Origin of the sequence: Pseudomonas sp. NPDC089406 (genome assembly GCF_044900265.1) — a bacterium.
GTDB classification, from domain to species: Bacteria; Pseudomonadota; Gammaproteobacteria; order Pseudomonadales; family Pseudomonadaceae; genus Aquipseudomonas; species Aquipseudomonas fakonensis.
The window spans coordinates 87,220-112,292 of the sequence record NZ_JBJDNC010000013.1; the positions used below are offsets into that span (position 1 = coordinate 87,220).

The 25,073-nt window shown below is 64.5% G+C and carries 23 protein-coding genes; 16 read left to right on the forward strand and 7 right to left on the reverse strand.

What is annotated here, in order from left to right; all coding sequences use genetic code 11:
* Nucleotide 1 precedes the first annotated feature (1 nt).
* Nucleotides 2-961, forward strand: a complete 960-nt coding sequence (locus tag ACI2KK_RS11790) for a zinc ABC transporter substrate-binding protein (protein WP_404669034.1) — start codon at nt 2-4, stop codon at nt 959-961.
* Between the two features lie 93 nt (nt 962-1,054).
* Here ACI2KK_RS11790 and ACI2KK_RS11795 read toward each other — a convergent pair whose 3' ends face one another.
* Nucleotides 1,055-2,005 carry a homoserine kinase gene (locus ACI2KK_RS11795; RefSeq protein WP_404669035.1) on the reverse strand — a complete coding sequence of 317 codons (951 nt, stop codon included), beginning with the start codon at nt 2,003-2,005 and terminating at the stop codon, nt 1,055-1,057.
* A gap of 67 nt (nt 2,006-2,072) precedes the next feature.
* On the reverse strand, nt 2,073-2,363 hold the full coding sequence (locus tag ACI2KK_RS11800; protein ID WP_217841150.1) for a DUF2782 domain-containing protein: 291 nt from the start codon (nt 2,361-2,363) through the stop codon (nt 2,073-2,075).
* Nucleotides 2,364-2,437: 74 nt separating this feature from the next.
* Between ACI2KK_RS11800 and polA the strand changes: the two genes are divergently transcribed.
* Entirely contained in the window at nt 2,438-5,209 is a 2,772-nt protein-coding gene (polA, locus tag ACI2KK_RS11805) for a DNA polymerase I (protein WP_404669036.1), read from the forward strand.
* 404 nt (nt 5,210-5,613) lie between these two features.
* On the opposite strand, the gene yihA is transcribed toward polA, so the two are convergent.
* The gene (gene yihA, locus ACI2KK_RS11810) at nt 5,614-6,246 is read right to left on the reverse strand and encodes a ribosome biogenesis GTP-binding protein YihA/YsxC (RefSeq protein WP_404669037.1); all 633 of its coding nucleotides are present in this window, start codon (nt 6,244-6,246) and stop codon (nt 5,614-5,616) included.
* A gap of 193 nt (nt 6,247-6,439) precedes the next feature.
* Here yihA and ACI2KK_RS11815 point away from each other — a divergent pair, with 193 nt between their 5' ends.
* The 8 genes from ACI2KK_RS11815 to ACI2KK_RS11850 all read left to right on the forward strand — a co-directional run bounded on the left by ACI2KK_RS11815 (nt 6,440) and on the right by ACI2KK_RS11850 (nt 14,469).
* Nucleotides 6,440-6,742, forward strand: a complete 303-nt coding sequence (locus ACI2KK_RS11815; protein WP_217841153.1) for a cytochrome c5 family protein — start codon at nt 6,440-6,442, stop codon at nt 6,740-6,742.
* Between the two features lie 31 nt (nt 6,743-6,773).
* Entirely contained in the window at nt 6,774-7,391 is a 618-nt protein-coding gene (locus ACI2KK_RS11820; RefSeq protein ID WP_404669038.1) for a c-type cytochrome, read from the forward strand.
* 249 nt (nt 7,392-7,640) lie between these two features.
* Nucleotides 7,641-8,276, forward strand: a complete 636-nt coding sequence (gene dsbA / locus ACI2KK_RS11825; RefSeq protein ID WP_404669039.1) for a thiol:disulfide interchange protein DsbA — start codon at nt 7,641-7,643, stop codon at nt 8,274-8,276.
* 11 nt (nt 8,277-8,287) lie between these two features.
* Complete coding sequence (locus ACI2KK_RS11830) at nt 8,288-9,142, forward strand: endonuclease/exonuclease/phosphatase family protein (protein ID WP_404669040.1); 855 nt, start codon at nt 8,288-8,290, stop codon at nt 9,140-9,142.
* An 84-nt stretch (nt 9,143-9,226) separates the two neighbouring features.
* Nucleotides 9,227-11,305 (forward strand): diguanylate cyclase, encoded by a 2,079-nt coding sequence (locus ACI2KK_RS11835; protein WP_404669041.1) that lies wholly within the window; start codon nt 9,227-9,229, stop codon nt 11,303-11,305.
* Between the two features lie 101 nt (nt 11,306-11,406).
* Nucleotides 11,407-11,802 carry a hypothetical protein gene (locus ACI2KK_RS11840; protein WP_404669042.1) on the forward strand — a complete coding sequence of 132 codons (396 nt, stop codon included), beginning with the start codon at nt 11,407-11,409 and terminating at the stop codon, nt 11,800-11,802.
* A gap of 81 nt (nt 11,803-11,883) precedes the next feature.
* Nucleotides 11,884-12,660 carry an N-acetylmuramoyl-L-alanine amidase gene (locus ACI2KK_RS11845; protein ID WP_404669043.1) on the forward strand — a complete coding sequence of 259 codons (777 nt, stop codon included), beginning with the start codon at nt 11,884-11,886 and terminating at the stop codon, nt 12,658-12,660.
* Nucleotides 12,661-12,852: 192 nt separating this feature from the next.
* Nucleotides 12,853-14,469: an EAL domain-containing protein gene (locus tag ACI2KK_RS11850; protein ID WP_404669044.1), complete on the forward strand. Its 1,617-nt coding sequence runs from the start codon at nt 12,853-12,855 to the stop codon at nt 14,467-14,469.
* Between the two features lie 248 nt (nt 14,470-14,717).
* Here the strand turns inward: ACI2KK_RS11850 and ACI2KK_RS11855 are convergent, their stop codons facing one another.
* Together ACI2KK_RS11855 and algB are read right to left on the reverse strand one after the other, a co-directional pair.
* On the reverse strand, nt 14,718-16,484 hold the full coding sequence (locus tag ACI2KK_RS11855; protein WP_404669045.1) for a KinB sensor domain-containing domain: 1,767 nt from the start codon (nt 16,482-16,484) through the stop codon (nt 14,718-14,720).
* Between the two features lie 8 nt (nt 16,485-16,492).
* On the reverse strand, nt 16,493-17,839 hold the full coding sequence (gene algB, locus ACI2KK_RS11860; protein WP_404669046.1) for a sigma-54-dependent response regulator transcription factor AlgB: 1,347 nt from the start codon (nt 17,837-17,839) through the stop codon (nt 16,493-16,495).
* Between the two features lie 210 nt (nt 17,840-18,049).
* Here algB and ACI2KK_RS11865 point away from each other — a divergent pair, with 210 nt between their 5' ends.
* From ACI2KK_RS11865 to ACI2KK_RS11890, 6 genes are all read left to right on the forward strand, one after another.
* Nucleotides 18,050-18,865, forward strand: coding sequence for a BON domain-containing protein (locus ACI2KK_RS11865; protein ID WP_404669047.1), 816 nt, complete (start codon nt 18,050-18,052; stop codon nt 18,863-18,865).
* Between the two features lie 174 nt (nt 18,866-19,039).
* Nucleotides 19,040-19,330 carry a hypothetical protein gene (locus tag ACI2KK_RS11870; protein ID WP_217841163.1) on the forward strand — a complete coding sequence of 97 codons (291 nt, stop codon included), beginning with the start codon at nt 19,040-19,042 and terminating at the stop codon, nt 19,328-19,330.
* 47 nt (nt 19,331-19,377) lie between these two features.
* Nucleotides 19,378-19,539 carry a DUF1328 domain-containing protein gene (locus ACI2KK_RS11875; protein WP_003252966.1) on the forward strand — a complete coding sequence of 54 codons (162 nt, stop codon included), beginning with the start codon at nt 19,378-19,380 and terminating at the stop codon, nt 19,537-19,539.
* A gap of 3 nt (nt 19,540-19,542) precedes the next feature.
* Nucleotides 19,543-20,001, forward strand: a complete 459-nt coding sequence (locus ACI2KK_RS11880) for an inhibitor of vertebrate lysozyme family protein (protein WP_404669048.1) — start codon at nt 19,543-19,545, stop codon at nt 19,999-20,001.
* Nucleotides 20,002-20,726: 725 nt separating this feature from the next.
* The gene (gene gltP / locus ACI2KK_RS11885) at nt 20,727-22,061 is read left to right on the forward strand and encodes a glutamate/aspartate:proton symporter GltP (protein WP_217841165.1); all 1,335 of its coding nucleotides are present in this window, start codon (nt 20,727-20,729) and stop codon (nt 22,059-22,061) included.
* A 242-nt stretch (nt 22,062-22,303) separates the two neighbouring features.
* The gene (locus ACI2KK_RS11890) at nt 22,304-23,533 is read left to right on the forward strand and encodes a nucleoside recognition domain-containing protein (protein ID WP_404669049.1); all 1,230 of its coding nucleotides are present in this window, start codon (nt 22,304-22,306) and stop codon (nt 23,531-23,533) included.
* On the opposite strand, the gene ACI2KK_RS11895 is transcribed toward ACI2KK_RS11890, so the two are convergent.
* A complete protein-coding gene (locus tag ACI2KK_RS11895) occupies nt 23,515-24,138 on the reverse strand; it encodes an ABC-type transport auxiliary lipoprotein family protein (RefSeq protein ID WP_404669050.1) in 624 nt (207 codons plus the stop codon). The two genes, ACI2KK_RS11890 and ACI2KK_RS11895, sit on opposite strands and share 19 nt — an antisense overlap.
* On the reverse strand, nt 24,135-25,073 hold the full coding sequence (locus ACI2KK_RS11900) for an MlaD family protein (RefSeq protein ID WP_404669051.1): 939 nt from the start codon (nt 25,071-25,073) through the stop codon (nt 24,135-24,137). Before ACI2KK_RS11900 ends, ACI2KK_RS11895 begins: the two co-directional genes overlap by 4 nt.

Sequence of the window (25,073 nt, forward strand, 5' to 3'; positions counted from 1 at the left end):
GATGGAGACGTTATTATGTTACCTGTTTCTGACCAGCCGAGTACCCACCGTGTCCCGATTCCTTGCGCTCTTTGTCGCTTTCATCGCCTTCTCGGCCCAGGCCGAGGTGCGCGTGCTGACCAGCATCAAGCCCCTGCAGCAGATCGCCGCGGCGGTGCAGGACGGCGTCGGCAGCCCCGACGTACTGCTGCCGCCGGGCGCCTCGCCGCACCACTATGCGCTGCGCCCGTCCGATGTGCGCAAGGTCGGCGACGCGGATTTGCTGTACTGGATCGGCCCGGACATGGAGAACTTCCTGCCCCGCGTGCTGGCTGCGCGCAGCAAGCCAACGGTGGCGGTGCAGTCGCTTTCGGGCATGCAGTTGCGTCACTTTGGCGAGGATAGCCATTCCCATGACGAGGCCGACGACCATGACGACCACGACCATGACCACCGCCCGGGCAGCCTTGACGCCCACCTGTGGCTGTCGTCGGTCAATGCGCGGGTGATTGCGGCGAAGATGGCCGCCGACCTGGCTGCCGCCGACCCGGCCAACGCCGCGCGCTACCAGGCCAACCTGAAGACCTTCGTCGAGCGCATGGACGCCCTGGATGCGCGCATCAAGCAACGCGTGGCGGGCATTGCCGGCAAGCCGTACTTCGTGTTCCACGAGGCGTTCGACTACTTCGAGGCCGCCTATGGCCTGAAGCACACCGGGGTGTTCAGCGTGGCGTCGGAAGTGCAGCCGGGTGCCCAGCATGTAGCCGCAATGCGCAAGCGTCTGCAGGAAGTGGGCAAGACCTGCGTGTTCAGCGAGCCCCCCCTGCGCCCGCGCCTGGCCGAGACGCTGACCGCCGGGCTGCCGGTGCGGCTGGCCGAGCTGGATGCCCTGGGCGGTACCGACCCGGTGGATGGCAAGGGCTATGAGCGTTTGCTGGAGAAGCTGGGTGGTGACCTGGCCGGGTGCCTGGAACAGCTGTAACGCCTGTTACGGCCCTTTCGCGGGTGAACCCGCTCCCACAGGGTTATGCACAACCTGTGGGAGCGGGTTCACCCGCGAAGAGGCCGGCGCGTTTTACAGGGCGAACGGCAGTTTCAGGGCCACCTGCTGACGCTGCGCCAAGCGCACCTCGAACTCACGCGGGTCATGGATGGTCACGTCCATGCCGGCAAACTCGCGGGCGGCGATCAGGCGCGACAGCCAGAAGCGCACGCAACCCACCCGCAGCATCACCGGCCACAGCTCGGCTTCGGCAGCGCTGAACGGGCGCAGCGCGGCATAAGCGCCCAGCAGCGCCTGGGCGCGGGGCAGGTCGATGCCGCCCTGCTCGTCCAGGCACCAGTCGTTCACGGTGATGGCGATGTCATACAGCATCGGCCCGGAGCAGGCGTTGTAGAAGTCGATCACCCCGGTCAGGTGGGTGCCTTCGAACATCACGTTATCGCGGAACAGGTCGGCGTGCAGGTTGGCCTTGGGCAAGGCTAAGATCTGCGCCTTGTACGCGGCGATTTCGTCCAGCGCCGGAGTCAGCAGCGCGGCTTGTTCGGTGCTCAGGCCCGCCAGCAACTCGGCACCGGACTGCAGCATCCAGTCGATGCCGCGGTCGGTGCGCCGCTCGATGATGCGCTCGCGGGTGGCCAGGTGAATGTGCGCGAGCAATTCACCCACCTGGGCGCAGTGCTGGTTGTTCGGCGCCTTGATGTGCTTGCCCGACAGCCGTGGCTGCAGCAGCGCCGGCTTGCCGCACAGCTCGCGCAGGCCTTTGCCATCGTTGCCGCGCAGGGCGTAGGGCACCGGCATGTCGGCGTCGTGCAGCACGTCGAGCAGTTCGATGAAGAACGGCATGTCCTCGACCGGCCCGCGCTCGACCAGTGTCAGGACGTATTCCCCCAGTTCCAGGCTGACGAAGAAGTTGCTGTTTTCGGTACCGGCGGCAATGCCCTGGAAGTCGAGCAGGCGGCCCAGCCCGTAGGGCGCCAGAAAGGTTTCCAGCTCAGGCCGGGTCACAGGGGTGAAAACTGACATGTCGAAAAATTGCCCATACGGGCACTTGCGCCGGCAAGTGCCTGGTTGATATGAACGGTACCCGCCGCTACTTCCACTCGAAGATTTTCCAGGACGGAATCAACATGTCCGGCTGGTCGGAGCGAATGAAGTTGGCATCGGTGCCATCGGCGCGTACCAGGAAATAAGGCTTGCCGCCCTTGGGCGTGACCTTGATCGCATACAGGAAGCCGTTCTGGCGGTATTCCTGGATGGTTTTATCGCCTTCCGTGCGAATGGTGACATCGGGATCGGCCGATGGCGCGTCGTCCGCCGCCAGGGTGACGGCTGGCATGGTGGCCAGCAGACCGAGCAGTAACAGGCGATTGAGTGTACGCATGATAACCTAGTCCTTTTGTCGTCATTGATCCGGCTATTCTAGCGCCGGACCCGCCGAAAAGGTTGATTCTCCTCATGAGCCAAGCGCCCCTCGTCCTGGTGGACGGTTCGTCCTACCTCTACCGCGCCTTCCACGCGCTGCCGCCGCTGACCACCTCCAAGGGCATGCCCACCGGTGCGGTCAAGGGCGTGCTGAACATGCTCAAGAGCCTGCGCCGGCAGTACCCGGACAGCCTGTTCGCGGTGGTCTTCGACGCCAAGGGCGGGACTTTCCGCGACGCCATGTTCGCCGAATACAAGGCCAACCGCCCGAGCATGCCCGACGACTTGCGGGTGCAGGTCGAGCCGCTGCACGCCAGCGTACGCGCGCTGGGCTACCCGCTTTTGTGCGTCGAAGGGGTCGAGGCAGACGACGTGATCGGCACCCTGGCGCGCAGCAGCGCCACCGCTGGCCGCCCGGTGATCATCTCGACCGGCGACAAGGACATGGCCCAGTTGGTGGACGGCCACGTCACCCTGGTCAACACCATGACCGGCAGCGTGATGGACGTTGCCGGCGTACACGAAAAATTCGGCGTGGGCCCCGAGCACATCATCGACTTCCTGGCGCTGATGGGCGACAAGGTCGACAACATTCCCGGCGTGCCGGGTGTGGGCGAAAAAACCGCCGTGGGCCTGCTGACCGGTATCGGTGGCGGCCTGCGCGACCTGTATGACAATCTCGACAAGGTGCCGGGCCTGGCCATTCGCGGGGCCAAGACCCTGCCGGCCAAGCTCGAAGAGCACCGTGACTCGGCGTTTTTGTCCTACGAGCTGGCCACCATCAAGTGCGATGTGCCGCTGGAGGTCGAGGTCGATGCACTGGTGTGCGGTGAACCGGACCGTGAAGCGCTGCTGGCGCTGTACACCGAGATGGAGTTCAAGAGCTGGGTCGCCGAGGTGCAGCGTGAAGCGCCGCGCGCCAGTGCGCCTGCGGCCGCTGGCGCAACTGAAGCGGCAGGCGTTGCGCTTGCCCCGGCTGCCAAGGTTGAGCCGAAGTACCAGACCATCCTCAAGCAGGCCGATTTCGACCTTTGGCTGGAAAAACTGCGCAACGCCCCGCTGATCGCCTTCGACACCGAAACCACCGGCCTGGATGCGCAGAAAGCCCAGTTGGTAGGTGTGTCGTTCGCGGTAACCCCCTTCGAGGCCGCCTATGTGCCGCTGGCCCATGACTACGAAGGCGCCCCGGCCCAGCTGGACCGCGAGGCGGTGCTGCTGGCGCTCAAGCCGCTGCTGGAAGACCCGGCCAAGGGCAAGGTCGGGCAGAATGCCAAGTACGACATCAACATCCTGGCCAACGCCAGCCCGGCCATCGACCTGCGCGGCGTGCGCTACGACACCATGCTCGAGTCGTACGTGTTCAACTCCACCGCCACCCGCCACGACATGGACAGCCTGGCGCAGCGCTACCTGGACCACAGCACCATCACCTTCGAAGAGATCGCCGGCAAGGGCGCCAAGCAACTGACCTTCAACCAGATCCACCTGGATAAGGCTGGCCCGTACGCCGCCGAAGACGCCGACATCACCTTGCGCCTGCACCACGCGCTGCAGGCGCGCCTGGCCGAGACGCCAAGCGTGCAGCCGGTGCTGATGGACATCGAGATGCCGCTGGTACCGGTACTGGCGCGCATCGAGCGCCAGGGCGCGCTGGTCGATGCCGATTTGTTGGGCGTGCAGAGCGGTGAACTGGGGGCGAAAATGGCCGAGCTCGAGCGCGAGGCGATCGAGCTGGCCGGCGAGCCGTTCAACCTTGGCTCGCCCAAGCAGTTGGGGGTGATCCTGTACGACAAGCTGGGCATGCCGGTGCTGAGCAAGACCGCCAAGGGCCAGCCATCCACCGCCGAAGCCGTGCTCGACGAGCTGGCCGAGCAGGGCTACCCACTGCCCAAGGTGCTGATGCAGTACCGCACCCTGAGCAAGCTCAAGAGCACCTACACCGACAAGCTGCCGGGGCAGATCAACCCGCGCACCGGGCGCGTGCACACCTCTTACCAGCAGGCCGTGGCCGCCACCGGGCGCCTGTCGTCCAGCGACCCGAACCTGCAGAACATCCCGATCCGCACCGCCGAAGGCCGGCGCATTCGCCAGGCCTTCATCGCCAGCCCCGGCTACAAGCTGCTGGCGGCGGACTACTCGCAGATCGAGCTGCGCATCATGGCCCACCTGGCCAAGGACGAAGGCCTGCTGCATGCATTCCGTAACGACCTGGACGTGCACCGCGCCACTGCTGCCGAGGTGTTTGGTGTAGACCTGGCGGCGGTCACCACCGACCAGCGGCGCAGCGCCAAGGCGATCAACTTCGGTTTGATCTACGGCATGAGCGCGTTCGGCCTGGCCAAGCAGATCGGCGTCGACCGCAAGCAGTCCCAGGACTACATCGACCGCTACTTCGCCCGTTACCCCGGCGTGCTGGCCTATATGGAGCGCACCCGCGCCCAGGCCGCCGAGCAGGGCTTCGTCGAAACCCTGTTCGGCCGGCGCCTGTACCTGCCCGACATCAACGCCAAGAACCCAGCGCTGCGCAAGGGCGCCGAACGTACGGCGATCAACGCGCCGATGCAGGGCACCGCAGCAGACATCATCAAGCGCGCCATGGTGGCGGTGGACAACTGGCTGACCGACAGTGGGCTGGATGCGCGGGTGATCCTGCAGGTGCACGACGAACTGGTGCTGGAGGTGCGCGAAGACCTGGTTCAACAGGTAAAAGATGAAATTCGCGGCCACATGAGCGGCGCTGCGCAGCTGGATGTACCGCTGCTGGTGGAAGTGGGAATCGGCTCGAATTGGGACGAAGCTCACTGAATTCGCGGGCTGGGCTGTGTAGGATCTGCGGCGTGGTGTCGCGGATCCGCCCCGTTAGATTCGAAGTTTCATGAAACTATCGCAAATAGTTTCGAGGGCTTCGGAACTAAACCGGTGAAGCCTCACTCAGATGCACTGAATGGCTGGTGAAGCCTTTCGATGCTCCTATGTTGTGTTAAGTGTTGGCAGATACCTGGACTTGCCTCTGGCGGTCCGGACTTGAACCCCGAACTTCCCCCTCCCCATATGAAGTCCGGGGTTTTTTTTGCCTGAAATTTGACCTTCAGGCCCTGCGTAATCCTTGTGTAGGAGCGGGCTTGCCCGCGAACCCGGGCGAAGCCCGGGCCAAATACCGTGCTGGATTCTTCGCGGGCAAGCCCGCTCCCACAGGTCTTCTGTTTGCCTCAGGCCACCGGCTTGTCTTCCAGCTCCATCCAGTCGGCCAGCACCCGGTATGCCTCATCCAGGCCTTGGCGCTTGGGCGCCGAGAACAGCTGGATGGTCGCGGCATCGCCCCAGCCCTTGCGGATTTCGGCCTGCACTTTGAGCAGGGTGTTCTTGCCGGCGCCGTGGGTGAGTTTGTCGGCCTTGGTCAGCAGGATGTGCATGGGCATGCCGCTGGCCTTGGCCCAGTCGAGCATCATCTTGTCGAAGTCGGTCATCGGATGGCGCACGTCCATCATCAAAATCACCCCGCGCAGGCACTCACGCCCGCCCAGGTACGCCTCCAGGTGCTTCTGCCAGTGCTGCTTGAGCGGAATCGGCACTTTTGCATAACCGTAACCCGGCAGGTCGACCAAACGCCGTTCATCGTCCAGACTGAAGAAATTCAACAGCTGGGTGCGGCCCGGGGTCTTGGAAGTCCGCGCCAGGCTGGCATGGGTCAGGGTGTTGAGGGCGCTGGATTTGCCGGCGTTGGAGCGGCCGGCGAAGGCCACCTCGTAACCCTGGTCGTCCGGGCATTGTTCGACCTTGGCAGCGCTGAGGGCGAATTTGGCTTTCTGGCAGAGGCCGAGGATGGGGTTCTTGACTTGCATGGGATATCCGATGTGGGTGTTGCCAAGGCCAGGGCCGGCAAGCGGTGTCGTTTCCGTTTGGATGGCGGAAGTATATAATGCCCCAGTTTTTGTGTGCTCATTCTCCCAGCGAAGGAGAACGGGCATGGGGTGTCGAACAATAGCTCGCGCATCAGAACGCAGCGCGTCCCCCAACCCTGTCAGGTCGTTCCGCTTGGCGAAATGGCTGCTAGCTGTCGGTGTGTTCCTGCCGATTTTCAGCGCACAGGCTACACAGGATCCCGAGGCGTTGTACAACCGCACGTGTGCGGCTTGTCACGCCGGTCAGCTGCCACAGGCCCCCATGCGGGGTGACCGGGCAGCCTGGGAGCCCAGGCTGGCGCAAGGTATGGCGCAACTGGTGGTGCATGTTACACAGGGTTTCAAGGCTATGCCGCCGCGTGGATTGTGCATGGACTGCAGTGCCGAGGACTACCGATTGGTCATCCTTTGGATGAGTGGCAGTCCCGATACATAACATTTCACCCTTAGCCGTGTTGGATTAGCTGATGAACAAACTATTCGTGAGTCTGCTGTTGACCATGGGGGTCGCAGGTGCGGCAAGTGCTGCGGACCCCATCAAAGGCGATGCCGCCGCGGGCCAGGCAAAAACAGCGGTGTGTGGGGCCTGCCACAACCCTGACGGCAACAGCCTGGCGCCGAACTTCCCCAAACTCGCCGGCCAAGGCCAGCGCTACCTGGAAAAGCAACTGCACGACATCAAGTCCGGCAAGCGCACCGTGCTGGAGATGACCGGCATGCTGGCCAACTTCAATGACCAGGACCTGGCCGATATCGCGGCTTACTTCTCAAGCCAAAAAGGCAGCGTGGGCGCCGCCGACCCGAAACTGGTCGAGCGTGGCCGCGCGCTGTTCAACGGCGGCGACCTTGAAAAAGGCATGCCGGCCTGCACCGGTTGCCACTCGCCGAACGGCGCAGGCATCGCCCTGGCCGGCTTCCCGCACCTGGGCGGCCAGCATGCGCAGTACGTCGGCAAGCAACTGACCGACTTCCGCGAAGGCAACCGCACCAACGACGGCGACGCGATGACCATGCGCACCATTGCCGGCAAGCTCAGCAACCATGATATCGAGGCCATCGCCAGTTATATCCAGGGGCTGCACTGAGTTCGACGGCCTCATCGCCGGCAAGCCGGCTCCTACAGGTACGCACCGGCCTGAGGGGCATGTGATGCCTGTGGGCGCGGGCACAGACCGTGCGTTAACAATCGGTTAATACTGCGCGACAAAGATGAAAGGGCAGCCCGCGCTGCCCTTTTTTTCGTTCAGGGTCGTACACTACAGAACTCACGCCCTTCCCGGCCTGTCACACAACAGGCCGCGTCGAGGCGACCAAAGACTGCTCAGGAGTAAAGCATGCGTAAACTGATTCTCAGCGCTGCGTTGGTCGCCGCCAGCGCCTTCGGTATGGCTGCCGTGCAGGCCGCAGAGCCCGCCACCGCCGGCAAGGAATATATCGAGCTGAGCAACCCGGTACCGGTGTCGGTGCCTGGCAAGATCGAAGTCGTCGAGCTGTTCTGGTACGGCTGCCCGCATTGCTACCACTTCGAACCGGTGATCAACCCGTGGGTCGACAAGCTGCCCAAGGACGTCAACTTCAAGCGCGTACCGGCCATGTTCGGCGGCCCATGGGATGCCCACGGCCAGATGTTCCTGACCCTCGAAGCCATGGGTGTTGAGCACAAGGTGCACGCTGCGGTGTTCGATGCCATCCAGAACCAGCGCAAGCGCCTGACCGACCCGCAGGACATGGCCGACTTCCTGGCCACCCAGGGCGTCGACAAGGAGAAGTTCCTTGCCACCTTCAACTCGTTCGCCATCAAGGGCCAGGTCAACCAGGCCAAGGAACTGGCGAAGAAGTACGAAATCACCGGCGTACCGAGCATGGTGGTCAATGGCAAGTACCGCTTCGACCTGGGCACCGCCCAAGGGCCCGAAGGCGTGCTCAACGTCGCCGACCAGCTGATCGCCAAGGAGCGCGCCGCTAAGTAAGCGGCGCCAGCATGGGCCGCTTTCGCACCTCGCGCATCGTCGGCCTGCACCAGCCGCAGGTCAACGAACATCACCTGCAGGCCCCTGGCCTGCCAGAAGATGGTCGCCTGCGGCTGCTCAGTTTCAATATCCAGGTCGGCATCAGCACCGAGCGCTACCGCCATTACCTGACCCGCAGCTGGCAGCACCTGCTGCCGCACACCGGGCGGGCCGGCAACCTGCAAAAAATCGGCGAGCTGCTCGGCGACTTCGACCTGGTGGCCCTGCAAGAGGCCGATGGCGGCAGCTTGCGCTCGGGCTACGTCAACCAGGTGGAGCACCTGGCCCAGCTGGGTTCGTTCCCTTACTGGTATCAGCAGCTCAACCGCAACCTCGGGCGTTTCGCCCAGCACAGCAATGGCGTGCTCAGCCGCTTGAAACCCCAGCACCTTGAAGACCATCCGCTGCCCGGCCCAGCCGGGCGCGGGGCGATCCTGGTGCGTTTTGGCGAGGGCGAGGACGCGTTGATCGTGGTGATGATGCACCTGGCGTTGGGTGCCAAGACCCGCGCCCGGCAACTGGCGTACATCCGCGAACTGATCGGCGGCTACCGCCACCAGGTGCTGATGGGCGACATGAACACCCACGCCACCGACCTGATCGAGCACTCGCCGTTGCGTGACCTAGGCCTGATCGCGCCCCAAGTCGAGGCCACCTTCCCCAGCTGGCGGCCGCAGCGCTGCCTCGACCATATCCTGCTCAGCCCCAGCCTTACGCTTGAGCGCGTCGAGGTGCTGGCGCAGCCGATTTCCGACCACCTTCCGGTTGCCGTCGAGATCCGATTGCCTGATGCATTGACTGTAGATACGCTGCCGGTCCTGACCTAGCCTCTGCAACACTCAAGTGTTCGGCGAATGCGCCGAAATCGAGTCATACAGAACTAGATGCCATCACCGGATGCGGATCCAGGCATGACCGAAGAAGCCGAGCGCTGGAAAGAGAAATACCTCAAGAGCATCGAGCAGCAGGAAAAGCTCGAGCGGCGCTGGGAAGCCCGCCTCGACTTGCTGCGCCGTGGCCTGGTGCGCAGCACCCTGGCGGCTGAGGGTAGCGACAAGATCGTCGACCAGTGCATGAAAGAAATGCGCGAGGTGATCCGCAGCGACAACATGGACGCCGGCCTTGCCGGTTTGATTCCGCGCCTGGAAAAGGCCGTGCTCGACTCCGAGCAGCGCCGCGAAACCCGCATGAACCAGGTTGGCGATGCGCTGACGGCGTTGGTGACCCAGTTGCAAGCCCTGCCCCTGCCCGGCGAAGTCTCACGCCCGCTGAAAAAGCTGGCGAAGAAGCTCGACGGCGGCGTCGCCCAGTCCCGCGACCTGCCGCCGTTGCTGGGCGAGCTCAGCGGCCTGCAGGGCAAGGCCCTGAATGCCGTACAAAAGCCCGGCGAAGAAGCGCGCCCCGGCCTGCTGCAGCGGCTGTTCGGTGGCCGCGACGAGGCCCACGACGATGCGCACCCCGCCCACGAGCCCATGGCACCTGCCCCAGCGGCCCCGGCCAAAACGCAAAATACCCACGACGAAGCGCCCGAACCTGAACCTGTGGCCCCTGTGGGAGCGGGCTTGCCCCGCGATGAGGCCGCCAAACCCACCCCACAGGAACCTGCCCCCAAGCAGCAGGACGTCGACGAGCTTCACCCGTTGCCCGCTGTTGTGGCTCAACCTGAGCCACAACCGGAGCCCGTAGCCCAGGAGCCTGTTCACGCCCTGTCGCCCGAGCCCGACGCGGACGTGCCTGGGCCAGCCTTGATCGATGTCGTAACGGCGCCCGCACCGGTAGCCGATACGCCGGAGCAACCCGACGCCGAGCCAGTAACCGAACCGGCCGTAGTAGAAGCTGCGCTTGAGGTGCCGGCAGAAGACCCCGCTGAGGAACCTGCCGAGCCCCCCGAACTGCTCGAAGGCGAAGACGGCCCTTACGCCCTCCCCGACGCGGTCGAGCCGCCGTACAGCCAGGTCGCCGCCCACATCGAGCAAACCCTGATCGGCCTGCTCGACGACCTCAGCCTGCCCGAGCGCCACAAGGCCCAGGCCCTTGAGATGCGCGAGCGGGTGGCCCGTGGCCTGAACTGGTACGAGCTGATCCCGGTACTGGATGACCTGGCGGTGCTCATGCTGGCGATCACCGACAGCGGCCAGCACGAGTTCGAGGCCTACCTGCAGCAACTCAACGAGCGCCTGGAAACCTTCCAGAGCCACCTGCACGAGGCCAGCACCGGCCATGCCGACAACAGCTCTGCCGCCCGCCAGCTGGACAGCCAGCTGCGCGAGCAGGTCGACGGCCTGCAGAGCAGCGTGCAGGGCGCGGCCGACGTCGACAGCCTCAAGCACATTCTGGAGAACCGCCTCGAAGGCCTGCTGGTGACCATGGACGATCACCAGCTCGAGCGCGACCGCCGCGAGCAGGAGCTGGCCGGGCGCCTGCAAGGGCTGGCCGAGCGTGTGGCGAGCATGGAGCAGGAAGCCCTCGGCTACCGCGAGCACCTCGAGGAGCAACGCCAGAAGGCCATGATCGACCCGCTGACCGGGCTGCCCAACCGCGCCGCCTGGTCCGAGCAGGTCGAACGTGAAGTGCTCGAATGGCAAGAGAGCGGCGGCCACCTGGCCATGGCGATCCTCGACCTCGACCACTTCAAGCGTATCAACGACGGCTACGGTCACCTGGCGGGTGACAAGGTGCTGAAAATTGTCGCCGACCAGTTGCGTAAGCGCCTACGCGGGCGTGATTTCATCGCCCGCTTCGGCGGTGAGGAATTCGTGCTGCTGCTGCCGCAAACCTCGCCGCCCGCTGCCGTGCAGGTGGCTGAAGCCCTGCGCGCGGCGATTGAGGCCTGCCCGTTCCATTTCAAGGGCGAGCGTGTGGTGATCACCACGTCGATCGGGATCAGCGCGTTCCGTTCCGGCGAGCGCGGTGACCAGGTACTCAAGCGCGCCGACGAAGCGCTGTACCGTGCCAAGGACACGGGGCGCAACCGTGTGGAGCTGGGGTAGGGCAAGCAGTAATTACCGCCCGAACGATCTCGATGTCGTCGAAATTATGGTTTGACGCCGAATTTTCAGCGTCGATTCAAACACCATTGACGGAGTCGAGAATGAAAATGATCAGATGGCCCCTGTTGTTGATTTCTGCGCTGGCTGTTCAGAACATGGCCATGGCACAGGATAAGGTCTTCACGGCGCATATTGCCGCCGATGGGACAGTTCTGCGCCAGTGGCCCGAATGGATCAGCCAAGTGAGCAGGCAAGCGCAGGACAATTATTTCAACCTGTACAAGCTCTCGTTCAATGGCCGGATCGTTCATCAGGACCCAGGTTTCTGCTCGGTCTCACCGATTGATGCGAGCAGCCACGATCGCCAGCTTCACGGGCAGGCCAAGGTCGTTGGCAAGCCTGTGGCCGAGTACGTGACAGTGCAGACTCAACTGGTTGACCTGAAAGGCGCGAGCGGCAACAACGCGCTCGAATTCCTCATCCTGTGCACACGCTGAAGACCATATCTTAGCAACGCAGGCCTGCGAGCACGTTATACTGTAGCGCTGTTGTAGGCTCTTCATGACGTGCTCCTCTCAATGAAAACATTCTTCACTGCCCTGCTGTTGCTCGCCCTGGCCGGCTGCTCCAGCGGCCTGCGCATCGACCGCAGCCACCCTTCGGCCAACCAGGACAACCGCATCCAGTTTGTCGTGGTGCATTACACCAACGCCTCCCTGGAGCGCTCGCTGGCGCTGCTCACCCATGGCGAGGTGAGCAGTCACTACCTGATCGGCGACGGGCCGGCCACGGTCTACCAGTTGGTGGACGAAAACCGCCGTGCCTGGCACGCCGGCGACAGCCAGTGGGAGGGCCGCACCTGGCTCAACTCCACCTCCATCGGCATCGAAATCGTCAACCCGGGTTATACCGATACCCCGAGCGGGCGGGTCTGGCACCCCTACAGCGAGGCCCAGGTGCAGGCGTTGATCGCTTTGCTGAAGGATATCGTCAAGCGTAACGGCATCGCCCCGCGGCACATCATCGGCCACAGCGACATCGCCCCGTTGCGCAAGCTCGACCCAGGCCCGCTGTTCCCATGGAAGCGCCTGGCCGACGCCGGCCTGAGCATCTGGCCAGAAGCCGGCGCGGTGGCGCGCCAGCAGGTGTACTTCGAGGCCAACCCGCCGGCTGTGGGCTGGTACCAGCAGCAACTGGCGCGCTTTGGCTATGCCATCGACCAGACCGGCGAGCTGGACGTGGCCACCCGCCACGTGATCGGCGCATTCCAGATGCGCTTCCGCCCGCAACGTTTCGACGGCATGCCTGATGCGCAGACCGCCGCCATGCTGCAGGTGCTCAACAGCATGCGCTAAAGTCACAACCCCTTGTAGGAGCCGGCTTGCCGGCGATAGGGCCTGCGCAGGAAGATGCGCTGGCAGGCCCGGCCTCATCGCCGGCAAGCCGGCTCCTACAGGTTTCGCGCCAACGCCTGGCGCGCCGCCCAACGGCGACGCCGGGCGGCCGTTCCGTTGCTATACCTTTGAGTATTCAACCGGATGCCGCGCATGCTCGCCCTCATCGCCACAGTGCGCCAAATTTTCCACCACCCCTGGCTGCTGGCTGTGCTCGCGGCCCTGGGCAGTGCCGCGCTGCTGCTGGCCGGCAGCGTGGGGGTGACGTTGCAGCAGATGAGGCAGAGCGAAAGCGCGCAGATGAACGCCCGGGGCGAGCGCTTTCTTGACCGCCTGGAGCAGGTATTCGGCCAGCTGCGCGAAGGCGTCGACCAATTGCAGGCCCAGCCGCTGCGCGGTTGCAGCCAGGCGATGCAGGCGCAGTTGCAGCAAGTGGCGCTGGCCTCGCGGTTCATCTACGAGGCGGCCTACGTCGACAGCCAGGTGGCCTGCTCCAACCGTGGCGAGCGGGTCGTTGCACCGCTGCGCGGCCCGGATATCCAGGGCCCCACCTACAGCTACTGGCTGAACACCACCACCGAACCCAACGAAAACCTCGCGGCGCTGATGCTGGGGCGGGGCAACTTCCTGGTGTCGACCTCGCGCGGGCACCTGAGCGATGTGGTCGACCTGCCCCCAGGCGGCAGCCTGCTGGTGGTGCTCGACCGTGGCACCCGGGCGATACCGGTGCTGGGCCCGGCCCAGGCCTGGCCGCCCACCGACGATTGGCCGCCACCGTCGCACAAGTCGTTGCTCGAGCTGCGCGACAAGCTGGTCTACCGCATGGCCACCAAGTCGCCGGACTACCAGCTGGTGCTGATCGCCCCGCGGGCCAGCCTGCCGATGCGCCTGAATGGCCTGCTGTGGTTGCTGTACCCCGGCAGCCTGCTGCTGGCCTGTTGCATCGGCTGGCTGGCGTTGCAAATGATCCAGCAACGCCGCTCGATGAGCTCCGAGCTGCAACAGGCGCTGCGCCGTGGCGAGTTGCAGGTGCTGTACCAACCGATCTTCGAGCTGGACAGCCGGCGCTGTGTCGGTGCCGAGGCGCTGGTGCGCTGGCGCCGCCCGGACGGTACGCTGACCAGCCCGGACCTGTTCATTCCGCTGGCGGAGAACACTGGGCAGATCCGCCCGATCACCGATTTCGTCCTGCAGCGGGTACTCGAGCAATTGGGCCAGTTGCTGCGGGCCAACCCGCAGCTGTACATCTCGGTCAACCTGGCGGCCTGTGATGTGACTGCGCCGCGCATCGGCCAGGTGGCCGCAAAGTTGTTGGCCCAGCACCGGGTTGCCGCCCGCCAGATCGCCTTCGAGGTGACCGAGCGCGGGTTGATCGATGTGGTGGTGGCGCGGGACAACCTGCAGGCGCTGCGCGCGTCCGGGCACCAGGTGCTGATCGACGATTTCGGCACCGGCTACTGCAGCCTGGCCTACCTGCAGACCCTGCCGGTGGACTGCCTGAAGATCGACAAGGCGTTCATCGACGCCCTTGGCCACGATGCCGCCAGCAGCGGTGTGGCGCCGCATATCATCCGCATGGCCCATGACCTGAACTTGCGGGTGATCGCCGAGGGTATCGAGAGCGAGGACCAGGCCGGGCTGCTCAGCAGCGAGGGGGTGAACTACGGCCAGGGCTGGCTGTTCGCCCACCCGCTCAGTGCGCGGCAGTTCGCCGAGCTGATCACCCGCGGCCGGCGGGTGGCGGGGCGGCGTATCGATGATGAATTGTGAGCTGACGCGATCCTGCATGGGCCGGCACCTGCAGGGGGCAGCACTGGCCGGAAGGTCTTGCGGTCTGTGTAGGAGCGGCCTTGTGTCGCGATGGGCTGCATCGCAGCCCCAGCAATCGTTCATGACACTGAGGACTTGGGGCTGCTACGCAGCCCATCGCGACACAAGGCCGCTCCTACAGAGACTGTGTTGAACCAGTGGGTTATGGGTGCCGGTTGCCGGCCATAAGACCACGCCAGCAAAGGCTGTCACACCGGCAACGCCATATAGAACTGCGTGCCCTGCCCGGGGCGTGAGAACACCCCCATGCGCCCGCCGTGCAGTTGCACGATCTCCTTGCACAGCGCCAGCCCCAGCCCGGCGCCGCCTTTCTTGCGGCCCACCTGCACGAACGGCTCGAAAATCCGCCCCTGCTGGCCGTAGGCAATACCTTCGCCGTTGTCCTCGACGCTGATGATCACCCGTTCGGCATGCCGGCGCGCATGCAGGCGGATGCGCCCGCCGCTGGCGGTGTGGCGAATGGCGTTGTGCAGCAGGTTGTCCAGCACCCGGTCGAGTTGCGCGATGTCGGCCTGGATGCGCGGCAGTGGCGGCTCCAGCTCGCGCACCAGTTCGATGTGCTTGTCTGCCGCCAGCCCTGCAACGCGCTGTTCGGCGCGCTGGAACAGCTCGTCGAGGTTGCACGGGCCCAGTTCCAGCTTCTGCAGGCCGCTCTGGTAGCGGGAGAAGTTGAGCAGGTCGTTGATCAGTTGGGTCAGGCGCTGCATTTCTTCGCCAATGGTCTCCAGCAGGTCATGCTCGCGGGCCTCGGGCGGGAACTTCAGGCGCTCGCGCAACAGGCCGAAGGCCATGTGCATGCCGGTGACCGGGGTGCGCAGTTCGTGGGAGGCGCGCAGCACGAACTCGCTGCGCACCCGCTCGAAGGCACGCTGCTCGGTCACGTCGTGCAACACCATCACCGCGCCGAGGATCGGCCCCTGGGGGTGGCTGACCGGGGTCAGGCTGTAGGTCAGCAGGCGGCTTTCGTCGTCCACCTCAAGGCTGAGGTCCTCGGGCGGGCGGTCCAGGCTGCCGCCGCGCAGCACCTGGCGCATCTGCTGCTCCAGCTCCGGGCGCTGCAAGGCTTCGGCCAGGCTCACCCCCAGGCGGCTCGGGTCCCAGCCCAGTTGGCGCTGGGCCACCGGGTTGAGGTGCTCCAGGCGGCCCTGGCGGTCGATGATCAACAGGCCATCGTCGATGCTGTCGAGCACGGCCTGCAGGCGCTGCTGGCCGGCCAGCAGTTCATCGACATTGGTGGCCTGGTGCTTGCGCAGGGCATCGGCCATCAGGCCGAAGCGGCGGGTCAGCTGGTTCAGCTCGGTGGCCTGGGTGACCGGCAGGGTGACGTCGAAGTTGCCCTGGCCAACCTGGTCGGCAGCCTTGGCCAGGGCCTCGATCGGCTGGCCGAAGCGCCGCGCGATGTTGTGCGCGGTGATAAAGCCCAGCACCAGCACGGTCAGGCCCATCAGGCCCAGCAGGCCGCTGATCAAGAGGGCGCGGTCGCGGGATTTTTCCTCGGCGCGGGTGATGTGCTCGAGGGTTTGCTTGTGCGAGTCGATCAGGTCTGTGCGCACCTGGTTGAAGGCAGCCCCCAGCGGTTGCTCCACGCCCATGCTGCGGGCCGGCGCCTTGCTTTCGCGCCAGGCCTGGAGAAACGCCTGGTAGTTGCTGCTGGCCTTGCTGAAGCCGGTGCGCTCGCCACCCTGCTCCAGGCCCTGGTTAAGCAGGCCCTGGAACTGGTTCTGCAGGGTCATCAGGTTGTTCGGGTCGCTGTCCTCGTCGAGGATCAGGTTCAGTTGCTCACCCAGGTTTTGCCGCAGTTGCAGGCCCAGAGCCAGGGTGTGGGTGGTGTCCTGCACCAGGCGCTGCTGCATGGTCGCCATCTGCAGCACGCTGACCAGCCCCAGCAGCAGCCCCAGCAGGGCCACCGTGACCAGCGCCGAGATGCTGAGGAACAGCCGCGTGCGCAGCTTCATCGGCCATTTCACAGGTTGTACTGCTTGCGTTTGCGGTACAGGGTGGAGGCGTCGATGCCGAGGGTCTTGGCGGCCTGGTCGAGGGTATCGCTGGCGGCCAGTACCGCGCCGATATGGGCACGCTCCAGCTCATCCAGGCTCAACGCGGCACCCACCCGCGGGGCGTTGCTGGCGGGCTGCTCGCCCATGCCCAGGTGGCTGACCTCGACCCGCTCCTGCGGGCAGATGATGCTGGCGCGCTCGATCACGTTGCGCAGCTCGCGGATGTTGCCCGGCCAGCGGTAATTGAGCAGCGCGGCGCGGGCTTCGTCGCTGAAGCCGCAGGCCGGGCGCGAGTAGTCTTTTACGAAGCGCGCCAGGAAGCGGTCGGCCAGGGTGAGGATGTCCTCGCTGCGCTCGCGCAGCGGCGGCAGGTGCAAAGTGATGACGTTCAAACGGTACAAAAGGTCTTCACGGAAACGGCTCTCGCGGACCATCTCCTCGAGGTTGAGGTTGGTGGCCGCCAGAATGCGCACATCGGCGCGGCGGGTCACCGGGTCGCCGACCCGCTCGTATTCCTTGTCCTGGATAAAACGCAGCAGCTTGGGTTGCAACGTGAGTGGAAAATCGCCGATCTCGTCGAGAAACAGCGTACCGCCGTCGGCCTGGCTGACCCGTCCCAGGGTGCTTTCGCTGGCCCCGGTGAAGGCGCCACGGGTGTGGCCAAACAGCTCGCTTTCCATCAGTTCGGCATTCAACGACGGGCAGTTGATGGTCACGCAGGCCTTGCGCGCACGTTTGCTCCAGCCGTGGATGGCGCGGGCCAGCTCGCCCTTGCCGGTACCGGATTCGCCGAGGATCAGGATGTTGGCATCGGTGGTGGCCACCTGCCGGGCGGTTTCCAGCACCACCATCATGGCCGGGCTGTGGGAATCGAGGCCGTCCTTGGGCTTGCGCACCTCGCCTTCGAGGGCTTCCAGGCGTGCCGACAGCTGGCGTACCTCGAGCTGCTTGGCGGTGGCCAGGCGCAGCTGGTCGGGGCTGCAGGGCTTGACCAGGTAGTCGGCGGCGCCGGCCTGGATGGCGTCTACGGCGGTGTCGATGGCCGAGTGGGCGGTGACGATCACCACGCGCATCCACGGCGCCTGGATGCGCATCTGTGCCAGCACGTCCAGGCCGTTATCCTCACCCAGGCGCAAATCCAGGAAGCACAGGTCGAACACCTGGCGCTGCAACAGGGTCTCAGCCTGGGCGGCGCTGTTGGCGGTGGCCACGCTGTAGCCTTCGTCTTCCAGGCAGTAGCGGAAAGTGCGCAGGATCGCGGACTCGTCATCCACCAGCAGAATGCGGCCTTGGTTGTCCTGGGCTGATTCCATTTCCTGCGCTCCTTTGGGATTGATCTCAATTAGTGTCGGAAAAATCGGGCAAGTTGCATGGTCGATTCTGATTGATTCTGTGCCATGCATGCTAGCCGCATGCCTTCATGATGGCTAACTGGCTGATAACAATGAAGTTGTTTGTTGGTCGATAGCTGGCATGCAGGTTGCGAAGACCCAGGGTTGAAGTATTCGTCAGGAGGTAGACCCATGCGCTTTTCCCCTCGAATGGTTGTGCTCGCCTGTTGCCTGGTGCCGCTGCTGGCAGCGGCCGACCCGGCCCAGGATGCCCGTCTGGAAGGTTCGCTGCAGACGGCGTTGGCGCTCAACCGCATTCTCAACCCCTTCCCGATCAAGGTGCAGGTTGACGGCGCCACGGCTCGGCTCAGCGGTGAAGTGGAAAACCCCGTCGAGCGCGACCTAGCCGAGCGGGTGGCGCTGGCCACCCGCGGCATCGACACGGTCGACAACCAGCTGCGGGTCAACCCGGCGCTGATCGAGCGGCCGCTGGAGCCGCGCGCCTACGCCCAGCGCCTGGACGACGCCACCCTGGGCGCGGTGATTCGCGCGCGTTTGCTGTGGAGCCGGGTAACCGAAAAAGCGCCCATCGAGGTGCAGAGCAGCGAGGGTGTGGTCACCCTGCGCGGCAAGGTCGACAGCCCCGAGGCCAAGGAGCTGGCCGGCGTGCTGGCGCGCACCACCGAGGGCGTGCACCTGGTCAACAACCTGGTCAGCCTCGACAGCACGGCCCTGGCCAAGGCCCGGGAAAAGCCGGTGGACGCACCCAGCGGGCCGCAGCCCGGTGACAGCTGGATCATCGACAAGATCCAGACCAGCTACCGCTTCAGCCGCAACCTGGACGGGCTGAACATCAAGGTCGCCAGCGAGCAAGGCATGGTGCGGTTGTCGGGTGAGGTGGTCAGCAGCGAGCAGCGCACCATCGCCATCGACGTGGCCCGGCAGATCGTCGGGGTGCGCGGCGTGGATGCCGACCTGCTCAAGGTGGCCAGCAAGGTGGAAGGCTGATCGTGCAAAACGCACGGTGCCCGCAGGGGGCATCGTGCAGGATACGACCTCGCTTAATTTCGTACGGTTAGCAACTTATTGATTTAAAAGGATTTTATTTCAATTCAAAGGCTGGCATGCAGGCTGCAATGTCTTGTTCAGGTCTAGATAACAAGTACAGCAGGAGCCACCGGCATGAACCGCCCAACCGTCAACCGCATGCAGTCCGCCGTTTTGCCGCTTCGCCAGGTGTTGTTCCTGGGCATGGCGGTGCTGCTCACGCTGGCAGCCGGGCAGTTCTACTACAGCTTGCAGACCGCCAAGCTGGCCCAACAGGTGGCGGCGCAAACGGCGCTGTTGACGCAGATGAAGGCCAGCCGTGCCAGCACTCTGGTGCGCGCGGCCGAGCCACTGCCGACCCAGGCCAATGCCACCACCCCTGCCGTACTGGAAACCGTCACGCCGCAGGAGCGTTGGGTGTTCTGATCCCTCCTGCGCCGACCACCGATTACGTACAAGAAAGGAGTAACACCATGCTGAGCTGGGCTATCACCTTCCTGATCATCGCCATCGTCGCAGCCGTACTGGGCTTCGGTGGTATCGCCGGCGCCGCAACCGGTATCGCGAAGATTCTGTTCATCGTCTTCCTGGTGCTGTTCGTGGCTTCTTTCTTCTTCGGACGCGGCAGGGGCTGACCCATGAACAGGATCCTGGCCGGCGCCCTGCTGCTGGGCGCCGTTACCACGGCCATGGCGGCCAATGACGGCCAGGTCCGTGCCAACCAGCTGCTCGGCACGGACCCCGAATACCGGGAAACCTGGCAAGACACGATCAAGGGCGAGGAGCGCCTGCCGGAGTGGGTGATCAACCTCACCGGCAGCGCGCCGCTGCAGATGTCGGCGGTCACCGAGGACGGCGACAAGTACCTGGTCGGCCCGCTGTGCGAGTCGCAGGGCAACTGCACCCACAAGCGCCTGATCGTGGCGTTCAGCTGGAACAAGGACGATGCCTACGGGATGCTGGTCGAAGTGCCCGAGGGCCTGCCCTCGGACAAGTCCCCCACCCGCCACGCGGACTACCGCTGGCTGGGCAAGCCCGACGACGGCATGAAGGCATTGCTGCAGGAGCAGCTCAAGCGTGACCCCAACTGGTACTGAGTTTTTACCGGGCGGGCACGCACTGTAATGAAATGGAAGCTGAACCTTTCTATCGTTCTGGCTTCTATGATGCGCCGCCTCGAGGAGAGGCAGCACATGACCAGGGGGCCGGGCTGTTCTGATTGTTGCAGGATCGGAGTGGCCTAGGGGTACAGGGAGTACCTCCTTCGTGGGCCGGGTCAGGAGAGGGTGGCATCGGAAGTTGCAGGTCGGCCAGGGGTCGGTCTGGCTTCCGAAGCGCCTGATCAAGCATCCCCTTCCTATATATGTGCGTGAATTTTCCTAAAGACACATTTTGTAGTGACCGTATATCGTTTTTTTTTCGATTGTCCGGCCGGTCAGGACAAGTGGCATTTCAGCCATTCGGATTGTCGAACACGCCATCAAAACCCCCGCATGCATACCGTCAAATCTGCCGAAACATGGCGGTTTGGTCTTGTTCGGAAAACCGAACGTTTAAAATCAAGCACTTGGCGATGCCCGATTTCAGTGCGGAGTCTCATGCCGATTCGGCATGGGGTAGTCGTTTCCGGCATTAGACTGGCCCCTTCCCCATCGCAATAGTTGCCGCCTTTTTCCCTGGCCCGAGCCCCCTCAAGGTGCGCTCGCGGTGACCTTCCATGGGGTCGTCGAGTGGAAACGATGCGTTACCGGCAGGCTGTGAACAGCTCTGGGACGCGGTTTTCCGGTTGATGCCCGTGACCACTACAACAAAGGGTAATGACATGAAGAAGGCAAAACTGAGCCTCGCCTGGCAGATCGTCATCGGTCTGTTGCTGGGCGTTGCAGTCGGCGCGCTACTGAATCATTTCAGTGCAGAAAAGGCATGGTGGATCAGCAACGTCCTCCAGCCCGCTGGCGACATCTTCATTCGCCTGATCAAGATGATCGTTGTCCCGATCGTGATTTCGTCGCTGATCGTGGGTATCGCCGGGGTAGGCGACGCGAAGAAACTGGGCAGCATTGGCCTGAAGACCATCCTCTACTTCGAGGTGGTGACCACCATCGCCATCGTCGTCGGCCTGGTGCTGGCCAACGTGTTCCACCCGGGCGCCGGCATCGACATGAGCACCTTGGGCACTGTCGATATCTCTAAGTACCAGGCCACTGCGGCCGAGGTACAGCATGAGCACGCGTTCATCGAGACCCTGCTCAACCTGATCCCGTCGAACATCTTCGCGGCGCTGATGCGTGGCGAGATGCTGCCGATCATCTTCTTCTCGGTGATGTTCGGCATGGGCCTGTCGAGCCTCAACGCCGAGCTGCGCGAGCCGCTGGTGCGTACCTTCCAGGGCGTGTCGGAGACCATGTTCAAGGTCACCCACATGATCATGAACTACGCCCCGATCGGCGTGTTCGCCCTGATCGCCGCCACCGTCGCCAACTTCGGCTTCGCCTCGCTGCTGCCGCTGGCCAAGCTGGTGCTGCTGGTGTACTTCGCCATCGCCTTCTTCGCCTTCATGGTGCTGGGCCTGGTGGCGCGCGTGTTCGGCTTCTCGATCATCAAGATCATGCGCATCATGAAGGACGAGCTGATCCTCGCCTACTCCACCTCCAGCTCCGAGACCGTGCTGCCGCGCGTGATCGAGAAGATGGAAAAGTACGGCGCGCCGAAGTCGATCTGCTCGTTCGTGGTGCCGACCGGCTACTCGTTCAACCTTGACGGTTCGACCCTGTACCAGAGCATCGCGGCGATCTTCATCGCCCAGCTGTACGGCATCGACCTGTCGATCGGCCAGCAGCTGATGCTGGTGCTGACCCTGATGGTCACCTCCAAGGGCATCGCTGGCGTGCCGGGCGTGTCGTTCGTGGTACTGCTGGCCACCCTGGGCAGCGTCGGCATTCCGCTGGAAGGCCTGGCCTTCATCGCCGGTGTCGACCGCATCATGGACATGGCCCGTACCGCGCTGAACGTGGTGGGCAACGCCCTGGCCGCGGTGGTCATCGCCAAGTGGCAGGGTATGTACGACGCCGAAAAAGGCGAGGCGTACTACAAGTCGCTGGTGCTGGACAAAGGCAAGACCGAGGCAGTGGTGGCGGGCAAGACCGTCAGCCAGTAAGGCCTTGAGCTGAACCAGAAAGCCCCGACTTGTCGGGGCTTTTTTGTTTTCCGTGCCGCCACACTCCCCCCTGTAGGAGCGGCCTTGTGTCGCGAAAGGGGCGCGTAGCGGCCCCACGATCTCGGCATCATGCAAAATCGCTGGGGCTGCTGCGCAGCCCATTCGCGACACAAGGCCGCTCCTACAGCAGCCAGACACCGGCATGCGCTATCATTCGGGCATTTTTCACAGGGGAATTCAGGATGCTCAACGCCCTCTGGCTCGGCTTTTTCGTGGTGGCGGCCATCTCTGCCTTGGCGCAATGGCTGGTGGGCGGCAACGCCGAGATCTTCGCCGCTATGGTCGTGAGCATCTTTGCCATGGCCAAGCTGTCGGTGGAGGTCATGGTGCTGCTGTTCGGCACCCTGACCCTGTGGCTGGGCTTTCTCAAAATCGCCGAGAAGGCCGGCATCGTCGAATGGCTGGCCAAGGTGCTCGGCCCTCTGTTCGCCCGCCTGATGCCTGAAGTGCCGCGCGGCCACCCTGCCCTGGGCCTGATCACCATGAACTTTGCCGCCAACGGCCTGGGCCTGGACAACGCCGCCACGCCGATCGGCCTGAAAGCCATGCGCGCCCTGCAGGAGCTCAACCCCAGCACTACCACGGCGAGCAACGCGCAAATCCTGTTCCTGGTGCTCAACGCCTCGTCGCTGACCCTGTTGCCGGTGACCATCTTCATGTACCGCGCCCAGCAGGGCGCCGCCGACCCGACCCTGGTGTTCCTGCCCATTCTGCTGGCCACCAGCGTGTCGACCCTGGTGGGCCTGCTGTCGGTGGCGGTGATGCAGCGCCTGCGCCTGTGGGACCCGGTGGTGCTGGCCTACATGATCCCCGGCGCCTTGCTGCTGGGTGGCTTCATGGCGTTTCTCGGCACCCTGTCGTCGGCGGCCCTGTCCGGCCTGTCGTCGATCCTCGGCAACCTGACGCTGTTCGGCGTGATCATGCTGTTTTTGCTGATTGGCGCGCTGAAGCGGGTGAAGGTGTATGAAGCCTTCGTCGAAGGCGCCAAAGAGGGCTTCGATGTGGCCAAGGGGCTGCTGCCGTACCTTGTGGCCATGCTGGTGGCGGTGGGCGTGCTGCGCGCCTCGGGCGCCCTGGAGCTGGCCCTGGACGGCATTCGCCATGCGGTGAGCTGGCTGGGCCTGGATACCCGCTTCGTCGAGGGCCTGCCCACCGCGCTGGTCAAGCCGTTCTCCGGCAGCGCCGCGCGGGCCATGCTGATCGAAACCATGCAGGTGCATGGTGTGGACAGCTTCCCGGCGCTGGTGGCGGCGACCATCCAGGGCAGCACCGAGACCACCTTCTACGTGCTGGCGGTGTACTTCGGCGCTGTGGGTATCCAGCGGGTGCGCCACGCTGTCGGTTGCGCCCTGCTGGCGGAATTCTCCGGCGTGGTGGCAGCGATCTTCGTCTGCTACTGGTTCTTTGCCTGAGCCTGGCTGGCCTGGCTAACGCTCCAGTCGATCACCTGGCGGGTCAGCTGGTCGCTGGCTGCGCCGAAGCCGCTGACCACCGCCGGCACCTGGGTGCCTGACAGCGGCTGGCGCACCTCGAAGCGCTTGCTGGCCAGAATGCGCTGGCTACGCCCTTGCACCAGGCGGGCATCGTAGCGGATCACCACCTCCACCTGCTGGCCTTGGCGGTATTCGCTCTGGAACGCCTGCAACTCCCCGCCCAGCTCGTAGTCGGCCTGCAGGTTGCTGTCGTCGGCGCTCAGCCGCTGCACCCGGCCGTCACGCTGGAAGCCATCGAGCAGGCGGTTGCGCAGCAATTGCGGCGCCGGGTCGCTCCAGCGCGCGCCCTGGTAGCTGCTGATTACGTCGCCCTGGGGGATCACGGCAATGCGCGGCCCGGCCAGGGCTTCGCTGGCCAAGGGTTTGTTCAGGCGCAGCGACCAGCCCACCGGTGCCGCGCTGCCTGTGGCCTGGCTGGCCGGCAGCCGGTAGATATCCACCGGCGCGCTCTGCGGCAGGATCGAGCAGGCCGAGGCCAGGCCCAGGGTGGCGGCGAGTGTGGCCAGGCGCAGCGAGCGGTTCATGGCTGGAACTCCTTGTTGTTGTCGCGGCCCAGCAGGTAGCCGCTGGGGTCGGCCTCCAGGCGCCGGGAGATGCCCTTGAGCGAATTGAGGGTTTCACGCAGTTCGCGGATGGCCGGGGCCACCTGATTCAGGCCCTGGGCGCCGTCGTCGATGGACTGGCGGTTGTCCTGCAGCAGGCTGTTCAGGGTGGCTGCGCTTTCGGCCAGCGACTGCATGGCCTGCTCGGCGCTGCCGATGGCCTGCTTGCCCTGGCTGCCCAGCAGGCCGTTGGCGTTTTTCATCAAGGCCTGGGTTTCGGCCAGGGTGGCGTTGGCCTGGCGGCCGACTTCCGACAACTGCGCCAGGGTATCGGCGATGCCGCCCTTCTTGCTGGCGAAGGCGCCGGTGGTCTGGTCGAGGTTGGCCAGGGTGTTGCTCAGGTGCTCGACGTTGCTTTCCGAGAACATCTGGTTGGCGTTGTGCAGCAGCAGGTTGATGTTGGTCACCAGGTCGCTGCTGTCGTTGAGCAGGCGCGAAATCGGTGAGGGCGAGGCGATGATGATCGGCAGTTTGCCGTCCTTGCCCTTGAGTTCCGGGCTTTGCGGCGTGCCGCCACTGAGCTGGATGAACGAGTTGCCGGTGACCCCGGCCAGGGTCAGCTTGGCCTGGGTGTCCTCTTTTACCGGCGTGTCGCCGCTCAGGCGCACCCGCGCCAGTACCCGGCGCGGGTCCTGCGGGTCGAGGCGCAGGCTGCTGACATCACCCACCTTGATGCCGTTGTACTGCACCGGGCTGCCCCGGGACAGGCCCGACACCGCCTCGTTGAACACCACTTCGTAATCCTTGAATGCATCGTCGACGCTGGACTTGGTCAGCCACAGGCCGAACAGCATGGCGCCGGCCACCACCAGCACGGTGACCAGGCCGATCAATACATGGTGAGCTCGGGTTTCCAT

What these genes read in the sequence shown, in the direction of transcription:
- ACI2KK_RS11855 (WP_404669045.1), bottom strand. Translation starts at nt 16,484, where the DNA reads ATGAAGCTGCGCACGCGGCTGTTCCTCAGCATCTCGGCGCTGGTCACG.
- ACI2KK_RS11845 (WP_404669043.1), top strand. Translation starts at nt 11,884, where the DNA reads ATGAAAACATTCTTCACTGCCCTGCTGTTGCTCGCCCTGGCCGGCTGC.
- ACI2KK_RS11850 (WP_404669044.1), top strand. Translation starts at nt 12,853, where the DNA reads ATGCTCGCCCTCATCGCCACAGTGCGCCAAATTTTCCACCACCCCTGG.
- ACI2KK_RS11800 (WP_217841150.1), bottom strand. Translation starts at nt 2,363, where the DNA reads ATGCGTACACTCAATCGCCTGTTACTGCTCGGTCTGCTGGCCACCATG.
- ACI2KK_RS11890 (WP_404669049.1), top strand. Translation starts at nt 22,304, where the DNA reads ATGCTCAACGCCCTCTGGCTCGGCTTTTTCGTGGTGGCGGCCATCTCT.
- ACI2KK_RS11875 (WP_003252966.1), top strand. Translation starts at nt 19,378, where the DNA reads ATGCTGAGCTGGGCTATCACCTTCCTGATCATCGCCATCGTCGCAGCC.
- ACI2KK_RS11795 (WP_404669035.1), bottom strand. Translation starts at nt 2,005, where the DNA reads ATGTCAGTTTTCACCCCTGTGACCCGGCCTGAGCTGGAAACCTTTCTG.
- ACI2KK_RS11840 (WP_404669042.1), top strand. Translation starts at nt 11,407, where the DNA reads ATGAAAATGATCAGATGGCCCCTGTTGTTGATTTCTGCGCTGGCTGTT.
- dsbA (WP_404669039.1), top strand. Translation starts at nt 7,641, where the DNA reads ATGCGTAAACTGATTCTCAGCGCTGCGTTGGTCGCCGCCAGCGCCTTC.
- ACI2KK_RS11865 (WP_404669047.1), top strand. Translation starts at nt 18,050, where the DNA reads ATGCGCTTTTCCCCTCGAATGGTTGTGCTCGCCTGTTGCCTGGTGCCG.
- polA (WP_404669036.1), top strand. Translation starts at nt 2,438, where the DNA reads ATGAGCCAAGCGCCCCTCGTCCTGGTGGACGGTTCGTCCTACCTCTAC.
- ACI2KK_RS11835 (WP_404669041.1), top strand. Translation starts at nt 9,227, where the DNA reads ATGACCGAAGAAGCCGAGCGCTGGAAAGAGAAATACCTCAAGAGCATC.
- ACI2KK_RS11900 (WP_404669051.1), bottom strand. Translation starts at nt 25,073, where the DNA reads ATGGAAACCCGAGCTCACCATGTATTGATCGGCCTGGTCACCGTGCTG.
- ACI2KK_RS11820 (WP_404669038.1), top strand. Translation starts at nt 6,774, where the DNA reads ATGAACAAACTATTCGTGAGTCTGCTGTTGACCATGGGGGTCGCAGGT.
- ACI2KK_RS11895 (WP_404669050.1), bottom strand. Translation starts at nt 24,138, where the DNA reads ATGAACCGCTCGCTGCGCCTGGCCACACTCGCCGCCACCCTGGGCCTG.
- ACI2KK_RS11880 (WP_404669048.1), top strand. Translation starts at nt 19,543, where the DNA reads ATGAACAGGATCCTGGCCGGCGCCCTGCTGCTGGGCGCCGTTACCACG.
- algB (WP_404669046.1), bottom strand. Translation starts at nt 17,839, where the DNA reads ATGGAATCAGCCCAGGACAACCAAGGCCGCATTCTGCTGGTGGATGAC.
- gltP (WP_217841165.1), top strand. Translation starts at nt 20,727, where the DNA reads ATGAAGAAGGCAAAACTGAGCCTCGCCTGGCAGATCGTCATCGGTCTG.
- ACI2KK_RS11830 (WP_404669040.1), top strand. Translation starts at nt 8,288, where the DNA reads ATGGGCCGCTTTCGCACCTCGCGCATCGTCGGCCTGCACCAGCCGCAG.
- ACI2KK_RS11870 (WP_217841163.1), top strand. Translation starts at nt 19,040, where the DNA reads ATGAACCGCCCAACCGTCAACCGCATGCAGTCCGCCGTTTTGCCGCTT.
- yihA (WP_404669037.1), bottom strand. Translation starts at nt 6,246, where the DNA reads ATGCAAGTCAAGAACCCCATCCTCGGCCTCTGCCAGAAAGCCAAATTC.
- ACI2KK_RS11790 (WP_404669034.1), top strand. Translation starts at nt 2, where the DNA reads ATGGAGACGTTATTATGTTACCTGTTTCTGACCAGCCGAGTACCCACC.